Origin of the sequence: Enterococcus sp. 3C7_DIV0644, from assembly GCF_002141235.1 — a bacterium.
GTDB classification, from domain to species: Bacteria; Bacillota; Bacilli; order Lactobacillales; family Enterococcaceae; genus Enterococcus_D; species Enterococcus_D entomosocium.
This window is the reverse complement of record NZ_NGLK01000001.1, coordinates 1,264,746-1,281,810: the sequence shown is the minus strand read 5'-3', so window position 1 is coordinate 1,281,810 and position 17,065 is coordinate 1,264,746. Positions and strand designations below refer to the sequence as shown.

General features: G+C 41.2%; 15 protein-coding genes. 11 read left to right on the top strand and 4 right to left on the bottom strand.

The window, feature by feature from the left end; genetic code table 11:
* Positions 1-23: 23 nt before the first annotated feature.
* The gene (locus A5877_RS05970; protein WP_005233973.1) at positions 24-479 is read right to left on the bottom strand and encodes a YehR family lipoprotein; all 456 of its coding nucleotides are present in this window, start codon (positions 477-479) and stop codon (positions 24-26) included.
* Positions 480-847: 368 nt separating this feature from the next.
* Here A5877_RS05970 and A5877_RS05960 point away from each other — a divergent pair, with 368 nt between their 5' ends.
* Entirely contained in the window at positions 848-1,717 is an 870-nt protein-coding gene (locus A5877_RS05960; protein ID WP_005228297.1) for a class II fructose-bisphosphate aldolase, read from the top strand.
* Positions 1,718-1,809: 92 nt separating this feature from the next.
* On the opposite strand, the gene A5877_RS05955 is transcribed toward A5877_RS05960, so the two are convergent.
* Together A5877_RS05955 and A5877_RS05950 are read right to left on the bottom strand one after the other, a co-directional pair.
* Positions 1,810-3,357, bottom strand: a complete 1,548-nt coding sequence (locus A5877_RS05955) for a putative ABC exporter domain-containing protein (protein ID WP_086316556.1) — start codon at positions 3,355-3,357, stop codon at positions 1,810-1,812.
* Positions 3,341-4,075, bottom strand: coding sequence for an ABC transporter ATP-binding protein (locus A5877_RS05950; protein ID WP_086316555.1), 735 nt, complete (start codon positions 4,073-4,075; stop codon positions 3,341-3,343). The genes A5877_RS05955 and A5877_RS05950 overlap by 17 nt, the downstream gene beginning before the upstream one ends.
* 241 nt (positions 4,076-4,316) lie before the next feature.
* On the opposite strand from A5877_RS05950, the gene A5877_RS05945 reads away from it, so the two are divergent.
* The 4 genes from A5877_RS05945 (at position 4,317) to A5877_RS05925 (ending at position 8,357) form a co-directional block, all read left to right on the top strand.
* Positions 4,317-5,576: a UDP-N-acetylglucosamine 1-carboxyvinyltransferase gene (locus A5877_RS05945; protein ID WP_086316554.1), complete on the top strand. Its 1,260-nt coding sequence runs from the start codon at positions 4,317-4,319 to the stop codon at positions 5,574-5,576.
* 2 nt (positions 5,577-5,578) lie between these two features.
* Complete coding sequence (gene rho / locus A5877_RS05940) at positions 5,579-6,874, top strand: transcription termination factor Rho (protein WP_005233978.1); 1,296 nt, start codon at positions 5,579-5,581, stop codon at positions 6,872-6,874.
* Between the two features lie 99 nt (positions 6,875-6,973).
* Positions 6,974-7,237, top strand: a complete 264-nt coding sequence (locus tag A5877_RS05935; protein ID WP_008380527.1) for a type B 50S ribosomal protein L31 — start codon at positions 6,974-6,976, stop codon at positions 7,235-7,237.
* Positions 7,238-7,730: 493 nt separating this feature from the next.
* A complete protein-coding gene (locus A5877_RS05925; RefSeq protein WP_086316552.1) occupies positions 7,731-8,357 on the top strand; it encodes a restriction endonuclease in 627 nt (208 codons plus the stop codon).
* A 145-nt stretch (positions 8,358-8,502) separates the two neighbouring features.
* Here A5877_RS05925 and A5877_RS05920 read toward each other — a convergent pair whose 3' ends face one another.
* Positions 8,503-9,402: a LysR family transcriptional regulator gene (locus A5877_RS05920; RefSeq protein ID WP_005234023.1), complete on the bottom strand. Its 900-nt coding sequence runs from the start codon at positions 9,400-9,402 to the stop codon at positions 8,503-8,505.
* A 236-nt stretch (positions 9,403-9,638) separates the two neighbouring features.
* Between A5877_RS05920 and A5877_RS05915 the strand changes: the two genes are divergently transcribed.
* From A5877_RS05915 to A5877_RS05890, 6 genes are all read left to right on the top strand, one after another.
* A complete protein-coding gene (locus A5877_RS05915) occupies positions 9,639-10,490 on the top strand; it encodes a sugar phosphate isomerase/epimerase (protein ID WP_005234024.1) in 852 nt (283 codons plus the stop codon).
* A gap of 29 nt (positions 10,491-10,519) precedes the next feature.
* Entirely contained in the window at positions 10,520-11,368 is an 849-nt protein-coding gene (gene aroE, locus A5877_RS05910) for a shikimate dehydrogenase (protein ID WP_008380533.1), read from the top strand.
* A gap of 87 nt (positions 11,369-11,455) precedes the next feature.
* Complete coding sequence (locus A5877_RS05905) at positions 11,456-12,736, top strand: MFS transporter (protein WP_086316551.1); 1,281 nt, start codon at positions 11,456-11,458, stop codon at positions 12,734-12,736.
* Between the two features lie 115 nt (positions 12,737-12,851).
* Positions 12,852-14,180: a hypothetical protein gene (locus A5877_RS05900; RefSeq protein WP_005234027.1), complete on the top strand. Its 1,329-nt coding sequence runs from the start codon at positions 12,852-12,854 to the stop codon at positions 14,178-14,180.
* A 17-nt stretch (positions 14,181-14,197) separates the two neighbouring features.
* Entirely contained in the window at positions 14,198-16,318 is a 2,121-nt protein-coding gene (locus tag A5877_RS05895) for a hydantoinase/oxoprolinase family protein (protein WP_086316550.1), read from the top strand.
* A 12-nt stretch (positions 16,319-16,330) separates the two neighbouring features.
* The gene (locus A5877_RS05890) at positions 16,331-16,999 is read left to right on the top strand and encodes a hypothetical protein (RefSeq protein ID WP_086316549.1); all 669 of its coding nucleotides are present in this window, start codon (positions 16,331-16,333) and stop codon (positions 16,997-16,999) included.
* The last annotated feature ends 66 nt before the right edge of the window (positions 17,000-17,065 follow it).

The window sequence follows — 17,065 nt, the reverse complement described above, 5'->3', positions numbered from 1 at the left end:
GATTTGCTGGTGCTTAGAGAGGATTATTCTTTTAGCTTATACCCTTGGTCTAAGAGCATTTCCTCTGTACGTTCCATGCTGATCCCATTTTCGGTGTTTCCTTCAAAACTAACTCCAGGCAATTGTTTCGCTGAATCATAATCCAACTCATCATAATTGATGGTCAATGATTCAGTCGCTTCACTATCTGTATAGTCGAGGGAATAGTCCAACCCTTTGACTTGCTGATACTGCTCTGCGATCGGATCAAGTACCGTCTGTGCTTCTTCTTTGGTCGTTACCCCAATCGCTGAATACGGCATGACATTGTTCGCAGTCTGGGTTTTTACTTTATCGCCTTCATAAGTGAAGACCAGTTCCATCGAAACCCCATTTTGATCCATTGTGAATGTTTTGGTTTCTTCTTTGGCCCCCGAGCTGCAACTTGCCAAGAAAAGAACCCCGATGACTGCCAAAAATCCAATAAGCGCTTTTTTCATTTTATCCCTCCTTTTTTACATGATAATATAGCCGCTTTCACAAGGCTATTCTTATGCTCAGAGGAGAAGAAGGAAGGATTTACTGGAAGATTATGATAAAATGACGAAAAAATATGTGAAATTTTTCTCGAATTTTCACATGCCGATTTGTTATCTAACGACCGCAGACAGAAGAGAAAAACCTTACAGAATCGTAGACTTTCAGAAAAGATGATGAAAATGCTGGATTTTTATATTTGTGCAATCTTTTTTTGAAAAGAGAAATTCCTCTTTTTAGTAGCAAATACCGCAAATCTTTGCTAAAATAGCATTGTCGGTTAAGCATTGCTTAACAAATAAAGTTTTTCAAAACTTAGGAGGAATTTTTTATGCCAGTAGTATCAGGAGCTGAATTCTTAAAAGCTGCTCGTCAAGGCGGATATGCAGTCGGCGGATTCAACACAAACAACTTAGAATGGACACAAGCGATTTTAAAAGCTGCTGAAGCGAAAAAAGCGCCAGTTCTAATCCAAACTTCAATGGGTGCTGCCAAATATATGGGCGGATACAAAGTTGCTAAAGACATCGTTACAAACTTGGTTGATTCAATGAACATCACTGTTCCAGTTGCAATCCACTTAGACCATGGTGATTACGATGCAGCAATGGAATGTATCGAAGTTGGTTACACTTCTGTTATGTTTGATGGCTCTCACTTACCATTTGAAGAAAACTTGAAATTGGCTAAAGAAGTTGTCGAAAAAGCACACGCAAAAGGCGTTTCTGTTGAGTGTGAAGTTGGTTCAATCGGCGGAGAAGAAGATGGAATCATCGGTTCTGGCGAATTAGCTGACATCGAAGAATGTAAACAAATGGTTGCAACTGGTATTGATTACCTAGCTTGCGGAATTGGTAACATTCACGGTCAATACCCTGAAAACTGGAAAGGCCTTGCTTTTGACCACTTACAAGCAATCGCTGATGCAGTAGGTTCTGATGTACCATTAGTATTACACGGTGGTTCTGGTATTCCTCAAGACCAAATCGAAAAAGCAATCTCAATGGGTGTTTCTAAAGTAAACGTAAATACTGAATTCCAATTATCATTTGCTAAAGCAACTCGTGAATACATCGAAGCTGGCAAAGATAAAGAAGGCAAAGGATTCGACCCTCGTAAATTATTAGCACCAGGTGTTGCGGCAATCGTTAAAGATGCAGAAGAACACATCGACTGGTTCGGTTCAGCTGGTAAAGCTTAATCTTATAATGAACGAAAACCGCTGGAAAGCATATTTTCCAGCGGTTTTTTTGTTGTAGATAAGATGTCGAGTAAATTATATTATCACGTATGTTATTCCGAATAAAGCCCATTGCCATTAAGTAGATCCAAACAGAAATAGCCACCAATACTTGCTATTAGCAAATTACAGATGGTAACAATACTGGCAAGCAAACCGATATTTCTCAGTAATTCTGGATGAAGGAAATACATCCCTCCTATAATCAGTACAAGGGGCACGCACGCCGCAAGCATTACTAGATAGCGGATCAGGCTTTGTGTTAAAAGATTGTTACGGTCTTTCAACCAACGAAGTGAAAGCAGATTGCCTACAAAAAAGACTAGCAAAAAAGAGAACAAGACAAGCGTAACATTTAGCCATAAGAAGAATGAAGGATCGAAAAAGATTAATAGCGAAACAAGCGGTAGAACAATGATCATTCCAGCCTTTAGAAAAGGGATCAGCATGGTATAGAATAACTTTTTGGCAGAAGAATCTGGAATCATATAAATATAGATATTTTTCATTTCTTCTTCTACGCCGGTATCCTTGACTAAACTAAGCAATGTAAGCCAAATAATTCCTGCCATCGCATAAATATCTTTGAAAACAAATGTAAGGAGGAGTAAGGAACCTAAAGTCATCCGTTCGTTGGTTGAAAGGATTCTTTTTTTCTTCTTCATCAATAGAATATGTTTCGATAATGAAGCGCCTGCTAATTTACGATAAGAAACAGAAGCATCACTGACCTTCGTTGAGTCGTGTGTTTTTCCTTCCAGCGCCTCTTGCAGCATTTCGCTCGCTTCTTCAGAATCCTGAATCGCTTGTTCAAAGAAATAGCCTTTGAGTGTACATAAACGCACGCTTAACAACAGACAGCTCAAAAGATAAAAACCATTGCTAAGAAGAAGGTGGGAGAGACTTTGACTGGAGTAGCCATCTATCAGCCATTTCCCCCAACCAATGATTGGAACAAAATAAAAGAAGGGCTGGTTCGTCAGAGAAAGAAGCGCTTCTAATAAATGATTCGTTGTAAAGTAGTTGAAGCCAACAAAGCCTAAGATACCAAGTAACGCAGCTGATGCTAACAATAGGCGATAATACGTTTTTCTTTCGCGAATCAATTCATTGATGTACCAAATTCCTGTAACCAATTCCCAAAAAAAGAAGAACAAGAGCGTACTCCAAAACAAGTAGAGAAGATAGACAAAAGAAAGTGAAAACAGTTGTCCTAAAATCACGCAAAGGAAGAAAATTATTCCTAATGCAACTGTCACACTTTGGGAGAGGCTAAAGAGAATCGCATAACCAAGGATCTGTTTAGTCGAATAGGGTCCGATAAAGAGGAAATGTGCATCTACTTGATAAAAGAGTACTTGCTTCTTTGAAAATAAACTGATTATCAGAAAGCCTGACGCAATTGCTGAGACGCTCAGATTGGTGATGGCGATTTGCTGGATGGACATGAAGTTCTCTTGACCAGAAAAAAAGATGCCGGCAACCGGAAAGAGCAAAAAAAACAATGCAATGATTAGGATGATAGCAGAAAGCGGTCTGCTGAAATAGTACCGTACCAATCCTTTAGCTTTTAAAAAGGTTAAGTTAATTAATGATTTCATCTGTTTCAAGAACCCCTCCCTGTTCAACTATATGCGATTGAGTGACGCGAAAGAACAGCTCTTTCAAGGGTTCCTCTTGGGTTGATTTTTTTGTTTCAGCTACCACTTTTCCATCTTTTAAAATATAGGCACTATCCCAAATATCATCGATCATATCAATGATATGCGTGCTCAATAAAATGCTAGTTCCTTTTTCTTTCAGGGAAGCCAGGATATTCAATGTTTCTTGAATACTTGTTGGATCAAGACCCATCATCGGCTCATCGACCAGCAGTGCCTTCGGTTCCGTCATTAGCGCAAGAATCATTGAGACTTTCTGCCGCATACCTTTAGAAAGCTCTTTGGCGATCGTTTTTCTTTTGTGGTCAAGGTGAAACGATTTGAGGTAATAAGCAGCCGTCTCTTGGTAATTTGGTAAATTATAGGCATTGCCGATATAATCAATATGCTCTTGTATCGTTAATAGTTCGAAAAGCACAGGCGTTTCAGGAATATAAGCAAAAAGCCGTTTCGCTTCAACGCTGAGGTTATCATGACCACAAATGGTGACTTCTCCTTTAAACTTTAATAATCCGATGATGCTTTTGATCGTTGTTGATTTTCCAGCCCCGTTTGCCCCTAGCAAAACAGTTAATTGACCGGGGGGTGCCGACAGTGAGATATGGTCAGCGCCTAAAACTTTGCCATAATCCTTCACCAAATTTTTTACTTCAATCATTTATTCTTCTCCTTAATGCGTTCATTTTCTAAAAAAATCTGCTGTTTTTTAATAAGTGTATCGAAGTTCTGCCGATTTATCAATATTCTTAAAACAAGCGTGTGATAAACTCATTTAAAAGACTAAAAAACTTGTTTTCTTATTTTGACTTATAAAATATCCTGCATCTTTTTTCTTTGAGTGATCTGTGCTAAAATTGGAATGATACACATAAATTAAAAAAGAGTATAGGTGGAATTCCATGAAAAAAATTGTCATCAACGGCAATCGTCCCTTAAAAGGTGAAGTCACCATTAGCGGCGCAAAAAACAGTGCAGTCGCATTGATCCCGGCAGCGATCTTAGCTGATTCACCGGTCATTTTAGAAGGAGTGCCCGACATCCAAGATGTGCACTCATTAATTGAGATTATCGAAATCATGGGCGTGAAGACCCATTTTGAAAACAATACGCTAGAGATCGATCCAACCAATATCGTTTCGATCCCGATGCCTAACGGAAAAATCAATAGTCTACGGGCTTCGTATTATTTCATGGGGGCATTATTGGCGAAGTTTGGTGAAGGCGTCGTTGGGTTGCCTGGCGGCTGTTTCTTAGGCCCGCGACCAATCGATTTGCATATCAAAGGCTTCGAAGCACTTGGCGCAAAAGTCACCAACGAGCATGGCGCCATGTATTTGCGTACCCAAGAAGAAGGCTTGACTGGCGAACGGATTTTCTTAGATATGGTCTCCATCGGAGCAACAATCAATGTAATGCTGGCAGCAGTAAGAGCCAAAGGTAAAACGATCATTGAAAATGCTGCACGGGAACCTGAGATCATTGATGTCGCGACCCTTTTAAATAATATGGGAGCGAAAATCAGAGGTGCAGGTACCAATGAAATTCGTATCGAAGGTGTGGAAGAACTGCACGGTTGTCGTCATTCTATTATTCCAGACCGAATCGAAGCAGGAACCTATCTTTCTTTAGCCGCAGCAGCGGGTGAAGGCATTACAGTCAAAAATGTGATTTATGAGCATCTAGAAAGCTACATTGCGAAATTGGAAGAAATCGGTGTGCGAATGGATATCAGCGAAGATGAAATCTATGTGCATCCCTCAAAAGAGTTGAAACCAGCGACTGTGAAAACTTATCCTTATCCGGGATTTGCCACAGACCTGCAACAGCCGATCACACCATTATTGCTAAAAGCAAAGGGAACATCGGAGATTATGGACACGATTTATGCCAAACGGGTCAACCATATTCCTGAATTAGCACGGATGGGCGCACAAGCAACGACAGAAGGCAACATGATTTTTGTCAGCGGACCGAGCCAATTGCACGGAGCAGAAGTTGTCGCTTCTGATTTGCGGGCAGGGGCTTGTCTAGTTATTGCCGGATTGATGGCGACTGGCACGACTAGCGTCTTTAATGTCGAGTACATTTTGCGCGGCTATGATCATATCATCGAAAAACTAACGGCTCTTGGAGCTGATATTCAAATGATAGAGGAGTAATTATGAGCGATTATCTTACGATGGCAGAGTTGGAAAACAAAACCTTAAAAGAGATCTACACCTTTGCCAAAGAGTTTCGAATTCCTTATTACAGCCAAATGAATAAAAAAGAATTGTCATTGGCTGTGATACGGGCGCAGGCGGAAAAACAAGGCTTCTTTTATATGGAAGGAATCTTGGATATCGTAGGCCAAGAAGGCTATGGTTTTTTACGTCCAATCAACTATGGACCGAGTGCAGAAGATATCTATATTTCTTCTTCACAGATTCGTCGGTTTAGTTTGCGTAATGGCGATAAAGTCGCCGGTAAGGCGCGCCCGCCTAAGGAATCTGAACGCTATTATGGATTGATGCACGTTGAGTCTGTTAACGGCAAAGATCCAGAAGATGCCAAAGAGCGTCCGCATTTTCCAGCGCTGACGCCCCTTTATCCGAACCGTCATTTAAAATTAGAAACAACGTCAGGACGTCTTTCGACTCGGATGATCGATATGCTGGCGCCAGTGGGTTTTGGTCAACGGGGACTGATCGTTGCCCCGCCTAAAGCTGGGAAAACCAGTATATTGAAAGAAATTGCCAATGGGATTACGGACAACTATCCTGAGGTGGAATTGATCGTACTTTTGATCGACGAGCGTCCAGAAGAAGTAACTGATCTAGAACGTAGTGTCAAGGGTGACGTGGTTTCTTCAACCTTTGACCTACAGCCTAGCAATCATACCCGTGTTTCAGAATTGGTACTAGAACGGGCGATGCGCTTGGTGGAAGACAAGCGTGATGTCGTGATTTTGATGGATAGTATCACTCGTTTGGCGAGAGCTTATAACTTAGTCGTTCCTCCAAGCGGACGTACACTAAGCGGCGGGATCGATCCAGCTGCTTTGTACAAACCGAAGAAATTCTTTGGCGCTGCCCGCAATATTGAAGAAGGCGGTAGTTTGACGATCCTTGCCACAGCTTTGGTAGATACCGGCAGCCGCATGGATGATGTCATCTATGAAGAGTTTAAAGGAACCGGCAATATGGAGCTGCAGCTTTCTCGCAGCCTCGCAGAACGCCGGGTCTTCCCAGCGATCGACATCAAGAAATCTGGTACCCGTAAAGAAGAATTGCTGATGAGCAGTGAACAATTGGAAGAAACTTGGCGCTTACGCAACAACATGTTGGGGGATTCCTTGGAGTTCACAGAACAATTCATTCAATTCTTGCGCAAAACGAAAAAGAATGAAGAGTTTTTAGCGGCTTTTCATGATGTCCATTTCGGAGACAAGCGGCCAAAAAGAAATATAAAAAGATAATTGCATCTAAAATCCAAACATGGTAAGATAGTCATGTTGTAAAATCGACAAATCAACTCTGGTGAAGCAAATGAGCCAGGGCAAAGGAGAGAAGAAGAAATGAAACAAGATATCCATCCAGATTATCATCCAGTTGTATTCATGGACTCAACTACTGGTTTCAAATTCTTATCAGGTTCTACAAAGAATTCTCAAGAAACTGTTGAGTGGGAAGACGGCAACACGTATCCATTGATCCGTGTCGAAGTAACTTCTGATTCACATCCATTCTACACTGGACGTCAAAAATTCACACAAGCAGACGGACGTGTGGACCGTTTCAACAAAAAATACGGTCTCAAAGACAACAACGCTGCAGAATAAGACAAATAAATGTAAATGTTGTTTCGATAACATTTCTGAGGTTTCCCTTTTACGAGGGAAACCTTTTTTTGTTTTTATAGGTAATAGACACTCAACTGCTAAAACGAAAAAAAACATTCAGAATCTGTTACAAACAAAGTAAAAGGAATCAATAAATCTGTAGGCAAGAATGTTGAAATTAGCACTGTAACGAATCCTATCTAGTAGTTTTCGAAATGGAGCAATGATCAAGAGTGGTTTGATTTAATCATCGATTATTATTGAATATTCAAACTTCAATTGACATTTATCTTGAATAAAATTATCATTAAATTAATAATATTCCGTTATAAGTTTCTTATTTTTGACTTATTTTATCGAGTTCACACGATTTTTATTGAGAAAAGTAGATAGTTCTCTCTTTAAGAACCAGTTTCTATTCTACATAATTAAAGACCACTCACTAGCTATGCTTTAACGAATCACATCCAAAACAATCAAGAAAGGAAGAGACATGTTTTCATTTAAGAAAAAGAAGGAAGTCATTAATTTCTCAGAACTAAGCAACCATAATGAACGTACATACCCGAAAAAATTGAAAAAGATTGTGGCTCAATTAGAAACCTGTAAATCAGAGGATTTGAATTATATTGCTGAATGTATTTTACAAAAGATGGGATATACCGTCCAAAACATCGATGGTTACAAAGATGGTGGTATTGATGTGTATGCTTTTTCTAATAATAAAAAGGCAATAGCGGTCCAATGTAAAGCCTGGAATCCGCAAAAGACAACGGAGCGGATCAGTAAGCCACTCGTTGCCGCATTTAAAGGGATTTTTCCAGACAAAGGGTTTCCCAATGGGCTTTTCATCACTACACATTTTTTTACAGATCAAGCATTAGAAATAGCCGGTGATAATCTACTGTTGGTTGATAGAAAAAAACTGATTGAGCTGCTTGCGCATTTTTATCCAGAGATGATCAGTGAGTTGTTTTATTATAAAACCTTGACGGAATTAGAAGAATGCAAGAGTTGTAAAAATGGGAAGAAGTTGAAACTCTACAATAAGAAGAAGCGCAATTATTACTATATCTGCGAAACGTGCGGTGAGTATAGCTCTTTTCATTATTCGTCATGAGAAAAAAGAACAAGAGAATAAGCAATAAAAAACAGACATTCTATTAATGAATGTCTGTTTTTTATTAAGTGAAAACGCCAAAAAAAGGCGGGAACATAGTTTTATTCCTATTTTCTAAAGCTTTGTTTTTCACCCACCCAGTCACTCAATAAACGATCTGTTTCGGATTTGCATGGGCCAAAATAAATTCTTTGAAATTGCTGACTACAGGTGGTAAGTAAGTCTCTTTATTGTAGGCTAAATAAAAGTATCGCTCCCAACTGATGCCATTAAGTTTGATTCGCTTAAGGGGCAAAGAGTCAAGCATCGTCATATTGGGAATGATAGCAATCCCCAATCCTTGACTGACTAGTCCAGCGATCACTTGATCGATCTTGACTTCGTAGGCTACTTGATAGCTGACGTTGTTACGCTGATAAAGGTCATCGATGATTTCACGTAAGGCACTTTTTTTGCTGAAAATAATCTGGGGATATTCTGCTAAGTCGTCCAAAGAGACTTCATCAAATTGTGCGAGAGGATGATCCAACGCGGTGATCACGACAAGTTCTTGACTTGCAATCGGGACGAATTCAATGGTTGGTTCATTGGTGATGTAGGAACAAATACCGAGATCATAGCGCAAGGTTTTTAGTCCTTGGACTGTTTCGGTACTGACGCTATCTGAGTGAAATTCAAATTGAATCTTTTTTTCAGGATTTGCTTCAAGAAATTGTTTAGTGATTTTTGGTACGTAAGATGTACCGAGGACTTGCAAAAAAGCAAAGCTGATATGCCCAAAGCCTTTGCTGATTTTTGTTACTGTATCGATACCCGAATCTAAGTTTTCTAACGTTCGTATAACATGTTCATGGAAAATTTTTCCAGGCTTGGTTAGGATCACATTTCGTCCGTTTTTTTCAAAGAGTTGTACACCTAGCTCATCTTCTAAAAGTGAAATGGCATTACTGAGACTTGGTTGTGTGATGTTGAGCAATTTACTCGAACGTGTATAGTGTTCTTCTCTAGCAAGGATATCAAAATATTTTAAATGCTGAAGATTCATTGAAACCTCCTCTAAAATCCTTCTTTTTTTATCAGTATATCACAAGACTTATATCTTTTATCTATAGATCCATAAAGAAAAAACAATTAGAAGTACGGAGAGGGAAAAGCTATAATAACGGTAATAAACATTGTGAATAAAAACACAATTACTGCGGCCGCTTTTTAGTTCGTGTTTTTATTTCCAGCTGTAAACCAAGTAGTAGTTGTTTACAGACTTTTAAAGGGGGAAATAACATGAGAAACATTCCATTGACGATTAGTTCTTACACATTAGGGACAGAGATTAATTTTGAAGACAGAGTGAAGATCGCGAAAGAGGCAGGATACGACGGGATCGGTTTACGTGCGGAGACCTATATGCTTGCTGTGAAGCAAGGCTATTCTGATGAGCGGATGCTTGAAATTCTTGCAGAACATGACATGAAAGTAACCGAGGTCGAATATATCACCTTGTGGGCTGATCCAAATAAAACGATGGAAACACCGGAAACACTGCTGCAACAATTTAAAGAGCAAACGATCTATCATATGGCACGTTTGTTTGGTGTTGGGCACATCAATTGTGGCTTGATGGAAAAATACCCAGCAGAGGTTCATATCCAAGCCTTTAAAGAACTATGTACACGAGCAAAAGAATTAGTCATTGGGTTAGAATTCATGCCTTATAGCGGTGTTCCTGATCTAGCTAGTGCATGGAATATTGTCAAAGAGGCAGATTGTGAAAATGGGATGCTGATCCTAGATACATGGCACTGGGCGAGAGCCAACATGACAGCAGCTGACTTGGAAGGGGTCCCAGCGGAGAAAGTTGTTTCGATCCAAATTTGTGATGTTTTAGAAAGACGATATCCTGATACGATCTTACGGGATGAGTCGATGCACGATCGCTTATGTCCAGGAACAGGATGGGGTGATACCGAAGGCTTCTTACGGGCACTAAAAGCACACGGCATCAAGCCTCGTGTTGTAGGCACGGAAGTGATTTCTGATCCGATTTTAAGTCAAGGCTATCAAAAAGCAGCAGAGCAAAATTACAAAACGAGTATTGAAGTGATCCAAAACGCATGGCCAGAATTGCTTGCGTAAAAAAAATCAAATAGAAAAGAGGAAATACGATGAGCGAAAAAATTTCGGGAAAAACGAAGCTCTTAGGATTGATCGGTACACCTGTTGGGCATTCTGGTTCGCCAGCCATGTATAATTATGGCTTTGACCAGCTTGATATCGATGCAGTTTATTTAGCTTTTGACATTAAAGAAGACCAAGTCGCCCAGGCGATCGAGGCATTTCGAACCTTCAAAATGAGTGGAAATGTCACGATGCCTTGCAAGACGGCAGCGGCAGAATACATGGATGAATTGACCCCCGCTGCAAAAATGGTTGGTGCCATCAATACTATCGTCAATGATGAAGGCAAGCTCGTCGGCCATATTACCGATGGTGTCGGCTTTGTTGATAATCTGCAAGCACACGATGTAAAAATGAAAGATCAAAAATTTGTTGTGATCGGAGCTGGTGGAGCTGCCACCGCGATCCAAGTCCAATTGGCGATCGAAGGCGCAGCCTCCATTGCAATTTTCAACATCAAAGATGCATTTTATGAAAAAGGCAAAGAGACCGTTGCTCGCATTAAAGAATATTACCCTGATCTAGTAATTGATATTTATGATCTGACGGATCAAGCGTTACTTGCTGAAAAAATAAAAGGAGCCGATTGTTTAGTGAATGCAACGACTGTTGGAATGGGTGAAGGAAATACAGCGACACCAATTGCAGACACAGAGGTACTGCATGCAGATTTGACGGTGGCTGATGCGATCTATAACCCACCAATGACCCAGTTATTGAAAGATGCCAGCGCAAAAGGGTGTAAGACCGTGGGTGGAAAAGGAATGCTGGTGGGACAAGGAAAAGCCGCCTTTAAACTGTTTACTGGCAAGGAACTGCCTGTCAGAGCAAACTAACTAGGGACCGAGTATCCCTTTCCTACGAAATACCAACAGGGAAATTTTCGTAGGAAAGCTGGATGTTCTTTTATAAGGAGCGTACAAATGAGAGCAAAAAAGTATATTTTGTCACTGGCAACTGTCTATATGTGTTATTTCACTCATGGGATCCAAGCTATTATTTTAAGCCAAAATGCGACTTATTTTTCGGATAAATGGGGCTATACCGATGCTTCTGCAGGAGCATCGGTATCGTTGGCCATCACTGCGACCGGATTAGGGAAATTCTTGACCGTCTGGATTGGTGGAGAAATTTCGGATAAAGTGGGACGCAAAAAAATGGCGGTCATGGGGGCTGTTTTGTATACGCTATGCTTTTTAGGTCTGTTACTGACGACGAATATGGTGATCGCGTCTGTCTGTGCCTTTATCGCAGGGGTGGCGACTTCTGGTTTCTGGGATGCTGCATTGTATCCCGCTTCTCAAGAAGCAGCACCGAAATATGCGGCTTCAGCAATGATTGGGATCAAGTTTTTTGTTTCTTTGTCAGGGGTTATCTATCCCTTACTTGTGGTAAATTTCATCCGGTCTGGGAATCAGTCGATGGGGATTATTATTCCATTAGTCCTATCGATCGTCTGCACGATTTTAGCAGCTATCGCGCCATTCGCCTATGATGACATGATGAAAGAAAAAGCGGCAACCGTTGATGGAAAAGAAACGAATGCGGTTCAAGAAGAAATTGCGGCGATGAAGGCCAAAATGCTTGTTAAGCCGAATATAATCGTTAACTTCTTCACAATGTTCTTTGGTTTTATCTGTATGTTCATCATGTACGGCGCCCAACAGTATACCAAAGCGTTTGGTTTGACGAATGCTGGTTTGACTGAGATGCAGTCAGCGGGGCTAACATCGATCTATACTTTTGGCTCAATGGTGGCTGTTTTGTTTTGGGCAGTAATGATGGGGAAATTGCGTTGGAATCCCTTAAAAGTCTTATTTATTGATACGGTATTCATCGCTCTTGCGTTAGGGATGGTATTAGTGATCCAACATGTCGTAGTGATTTATATCAGTATCGCCTTCTTGGGTTTCTTTGCTGCCGGAGGGGCGTTGCAAACTGGGCTAGGGGTACGACAAATGTTTTGCCCTGGACCAAAAGGTCGAAATACCGGGATCTACTATACTTGGATGGGCTTAGCAAGTACCTTTTTACCTTACATCGTTGCTTCCATGACTCGGTCAGTAGGAGAAACGCAAGCGATTTTTATTATGATGGGCTTATTACTCGCAGCTGCGGTTTTAGCGATCGTCATGATGGTTTATTTGTTACTGCAACACAAAAGAGTATTTGGCTACAGCGCATTTGATAAATTAAAGGACTAAACGTCCTGGAGGATAGTGGCCAACCACTTCCTCCTTTTTCGCTTTTGTTAAACGGCGGCTTTCGCGTATCTGGCTGCAGGTTCAAACGGCGTAATTTGTATGGAGGAGAAGAAGAATGGATAGCTTGATTGGCTTATTACTAGTAGTGTCATTTGGTGGCATGGTTTTTTATTGTATCAAAGGATATAACCTGATGATTGGTTTTATCGTTATGGCAACATTATGGGTGTTGTTGCCGCTTATAGGGAATGTCATTTCACCCAATCCGGCATTTGAAAACCTCCCTTTTACCGAGATGCTGGCACAGGTCTATCAACAGGCGCCAGAACGCTGGGGGGCTTCACAAATGAATATTTTTGTAGGAGCATTCTTTGGTAGGATCTTGTTGGAAACGGGCATTGCGGCAACTATCATTCGTAAGAGTGTGGAACTAGGTGGGGATAGCCCAGCGATTATTCTAGTAATTGTCAATTTGATTACCGGCTTTATCTTTTCATCCATGTCAGGTGCCGGATCTGTCATCGCGATCGCCGTGATCGTATTGCCAATTTTATTTTCGATTGGTATTCCTAAAGTCGTGGCATTCTTTAGTTTTTCGGCTTCCGTTGCAGCAGGTGTTTTCTTAAATCCAATCAATTTCACACAGTATCAAGCCTTTTTTGGCAATGTGAATGGTGGGGTTGATTACACCTACAATGATTATTTTTCGTTTGGATTATTGGCTTTCTTTGTGATGATTCTGGTTTCTTCGATTTTTGCTATTGGGTATTTGAGAGTAGAAAGTTTGACCTATGCTTGGGCGGTTGGAGAAGAACCGAAAGTTCAAGACGTTCCTAGTTTGGCGTTACTTACCCCTTTTATACCGGTCGTAGGAGTCATCATCTTTCAATTTCCAGTGATCTTTTGTTTTATTGGTGCGAGTCTTTATGCCTTGTGGATTTGTGGTGTTTTAAAGGATGGGTTTAGAAAAGATTCTCAGATTTTGACACGTATTTTTGCAGATGGGGTCAAAGATACTGCGACCTTAGTTGCCTTTTGGATGACCCTTGCGATGTTCAATGCAGCTGCAACCTTCGCTGCACCTTATTTTGAATCATTGCTAGGAGGAATCATTCCGACGCATCCCTTAGCGCTTTGTTTGCTTTTTGGTTTTTTAGCTCCCTTGACCTGGTTTCGCGGGCCACTTTCTTTGATTGGTTGTGGGGCAGCGTTATTAGCAGTAATCAGCAATCAAACCAATTATCCTGTGACGTTTTTATATCCGTTGTTCATTTCTAATATGATCGGTATGGGTCATTTTGATTTGACCATTTCTTGGAATGCTTGGGGATTAGGCTTCAATAATATCAATACGAAAGATTACATGAAGGTTGCTTTTTTACCAGGAGTCGTCATTTCGCTGGTTCTTGAAATTGCGACGTTCCTGTTATATAGCCCGATTTAAAAAAGTAGGTGAAAAAAATGAGAAGAAGTGTCCGAATTGGCATTGATGTGGGTGGAACCCATACAAAAGCTGTCGCAATCAACAATGACACGCAAGAGGTGATTGGAAAGTCATCTGTAAAAACGACCCACAAAAGTGAGCAAGGGGTTGCAGAAGGTGTAGTGGCCTCTTTTATTAAGTGTTTAGCCGAAAATCAGATCCAGCCAGATGAAGTGGTCTTTGTCGCTCACAGCACAACCCAAGCCACCAATGCACTCTTAGAAGGAGATGTAGCGAAGGTCGGCATTATCAGTACAGCAAAGGGCGGCGTCGAAGGTTGGCTGGCAAAGTGGCAAACGGCATTAAAAGACATTGATTTAGGTACGGGAAGAAGTATTGAAGTCGTTGCTCGCTTTATTCCTAAAAAAGAGCTTTCAGAAGCAACAATCGAAGCGGCATTAGCAGAACTACAACAGGCACAAGCTCAGGTCATCGTGACTTCAGCAGCTTTTGGTGTAGATGATTTACAAACAGAAGAAAGAATCGCTGAAGTAGCCAAACGAAAGGGCATCGAAGTAACCTTGGCGTCGGAGATGACCAAACTATATGGGTTATCCCGGAGAACCCGTACCGCAGCAATCAATGCATCGATTTTGCCAACGATGCTGGAAACGGCAAATTCAACAGAAAATAGTGTTCGCCAAGCAGGTGTGGATGTACCACTGATGATCATGCGGGGCGATGGCGGGTTGATGGACATTGTTGAAATGAAAAAACGACCGGTGCTAACGATGCTTTCTGGTCCAGCAGCCAGCGTGATGGGAGCATTGATGTATCTGCGAACGTCGAACGGTATTTATTTTGAAGTAGGGGGAACTTCGACGAATCTTGGCGTGATCAAAAATGGTCGGCCAGTCATCGATTACTCAGAGATTGCAGGCCATAAGACGTATGTCAATTCATTAGATGTTCGCGTCCTAGGTGTGGCTGGCGGCAGTATGGTTCGAGTGAACAAAAAAGGCGTGATAGACGTCGGCCCAAGAAGTGCCCATATCGCTGGGTTAGAATATAGTACGTATCTGCCAGAAGAAGAGATCGTTGCACCAGAACTGGAGCTTTATGCGCCAAAAGAAGGTGACCCAGCAGATTATGTTGCAATCAAACTTGCTAACGGGAAACGAATTACGATCACGAATTCTTGTGCAGCGAATGTCTTAGGATATGTCACAAAGGATGATTTTTCCTATGGCAATGCCCATTCGGCCAGAAAAGCCATGCAGCCTTTAGCGAAGTACTTAGAAACGACGGTGGAGGATGTCGCACAGCAAATATTGGATCAAGCAGTCCAAAAAATAGCACCTGTGATTCAATCTTTTGCCCGCAAGTATCAATTAGAGCCTAACCAAATGACTTTAGTAGGTGTAGGAGGAGGCGTCTCTTCACTGATCAAACATGCAGCGAAACAATTGTCGTTGAATTATAAAATACCTGAAAATGCTGAAGTGATTTCATCGATCGGTGTGGCGTTATCCGTCGTTCAAGACGTGGTGGAACGAATTGTCCCGAATCCAACAAAAGCGGATATTGCAGCAATCAAGCAAGAAGCAGCTACTTTGGCGATCGAGAGTGGGGCAACGCCTGATAGTATTGAAGTCTATATTGAAATCGATCCTCAGACGCAAAAAATTACTGCGCGAGCCTCCGGTGCCACAGCTGCTCAAGCCGCTGAGCGTCAAAACCAAATTAACCGTGAAGAAGCGCAAGACATTGCCTATGCTGAGCTGCAAGTTGCTAAAGAAAACGTGGTTTCTTGTGCTACGAGTGAACATTTTTATATTTATGGCGCAGCGACAAAAAAAGGCGATCGTGTTTGTGTCATTGATCATCGAGGCTTTATTCGCGTGCAAAGAGACCATGCAGATGTCGTGAAAACGACGATCCAAAGTTATAGTGAACAAATCGCTCGTCTTTGGGAAAGTATGGCGAACTACCAAAGTGATCTAGTCATCCGGCCAGATTTTTATATTTGTGCTGGACCGCGTCTCTTTGATTTTAGTTCGACAGATTATACCCAATTGATGATGTTGATCGATATTGAATTAAGTCAGTTGATTGGTACAGAAGAGATTATTATTATTGCTGCGAACCGCTTGCAGTAGGCCAAGGAAGGAATGAGATGCGTGAAAGTAGAAGAATTTTGCCAACAATTTTTACACCTATGGTCTCGAGCAACCAATCCTCACCTGCAGCTGTTCAAACAAGACCCCCTTCACGCCAAAGTTGATCCTGCGCAGGCAGAGTCCTTTATTGAAACTGCTGAAAGCATAGGTAAGCAAGAAGCCCGCTGGTATCGAGAGCATCCTCAAGAATTGCAAGGAATCATTGATTCATTAAAGATCAATGAACTGCCTGAAGCGCAAGCGCAACAGGAGCGCTATACCTTTGCTGTCTATAAAAAAACAGATCATATTATGATTGATCGCAATTTCTTGGCGCAAGCGCAGCATTTTATCGAAGCACAGCAATTAAGCCGATTACTTCCTGCGACGACACTTACGGAATTGGTTTTCATGCATGAAGTGTTTCATGTATTGGAATATCGTAAAAATCTCTGGACCATTCAAAGACAACTGCACTATCAGATAGGTTTTTTGAAAAAACAAGCACGTCTCTATTCCTTGAGTGAGATCGCTGCTGCATCTTTTGTACAGACGTTTTATCAGCTGGAAAATTCCCCTACATTGCTTGCTAGCTGCATAATCTATTGTAAAAATCCTGAGCTCGCTCAAGCGCTCGTTACGACTGCGTTAAAGGAACAAACCATTCACAGAAGCTATTGATCAATGGAAAAAAAGAATTAGTTTCTCTGCTCATATCAAGGTATATTATTAGTGAAGAATATAACA

What these genes read in the sequence shown, in the direction of transcription:
- A5877_RS05970 (WP_005233973.1), bottom strand. Translation starts at nt 479, where the DNA reads ATGAAAAAAGCGCTTATTGGATTTTTGGCAGTCATCGGGGTTCTTTTC.
- A5877_RS05960 (WP_005228297.1), top strand. Translation starts at nt 848, where the DNA reads ATGCCAGTAGTATCAGGAGCTGAATTCTTAAAAGCTGCTCGTCAAGGC.
- A5877_RS05955 (WP_086316556.1), bottom strand. Translation starts at nt 3,357, where the DNA reads ATGAAATCATTAATTAACTTAACCTTTTTAAAAGCTAAAGGATTGGTA.
- A5877_RS05950 (WP_086316555.1), bottom strand. Translation starts at nt 4,075, where the DNA reads ATGATTGAAGTAAAAAATTTGGTGAAGGATTATGGCAAAGTTTTAGGC.
- A5877_RS05945 (WP_086316554.1), top strand. Translation starts at nt 4,317, where the DNA reads ATGAAAAAAATTGTCATCAACGGCAATCGTCCCTTAAAAGGTGAAGTC.
- rho (WP_005233978.1), top strand. Translation starts at nt 5,579, where the DNA reads ATGAGCGATTATCTTACGATGGCAGAGTTGGAAAACAAAACCTTAAAA.
- A5877_RS05935 (WP_008380527.1), top strand. Translation starts at nt 6,974, where the DNA reads ATGAAACAAGATATCCATCCAGATTATCATCCAGTTGTATTCATGGAC.
- A5877_RS05925 (WP_086316552.1), top strand. Translation starts at nt 7,731, where the DNA reads ATGTTTTCATTTAAGAAAAAGAAGGAAGTCATTAATTTCTCAGAACTA.
- A5877_RS05920 (WP_005234023.1), bottom strand. Translation starts at nt 9,402, where the DNA reads ATGAATCTTCAGCATTTAAAATATTTTGATATCCTTGCTAGAGAAGAA.
- A5877_RS05915 (WP_005234024.1), top strand. Translation starts at nt 9,639, where the DNA reads ATGAGAAACATTCCATTGACGATTAGTTCTTACACATTAGGGACAGAG.
- aroE (WP_008380533.1), top strand. Translation starts at nt 10,520, where the DNA reads ATGAGCGAAAAAATTTCGGGAAAAACGAAGCTCTTAGGATTGATCGGT.
- A5877_RS05905 (WP_086316551.1), top strand. Translation starts at nt 11,456, where the DNA reads ATGAGAGCAAAAAAGTATATTTTGTCACTGGCAACTGTCTATATGTGT.
- A5877_RS05900 (WP_005234027.1), top strand. Translation starts at nt 12,852, where the DNA reads ATGGATAGCTTGATTGGCTTATTACTAGTAGTGTCATTTGGTGGCATG.
- A5877_RS05895 (WP_086316550.1), top strand. Translation starts at nt 14,198, where the DNA reads ATGAGAAGAAGTGTCCGAATTGGCATTGATGTGGGTGGAACCCATACA.
- A5877_RS05890 (WP_086316549.1), top strand. Translation starts at nt 16,331, where the DNA reads ATGAGATGCGTGAAAGTAGAAGAATTTTGCCAACAATTTTTACACCTA.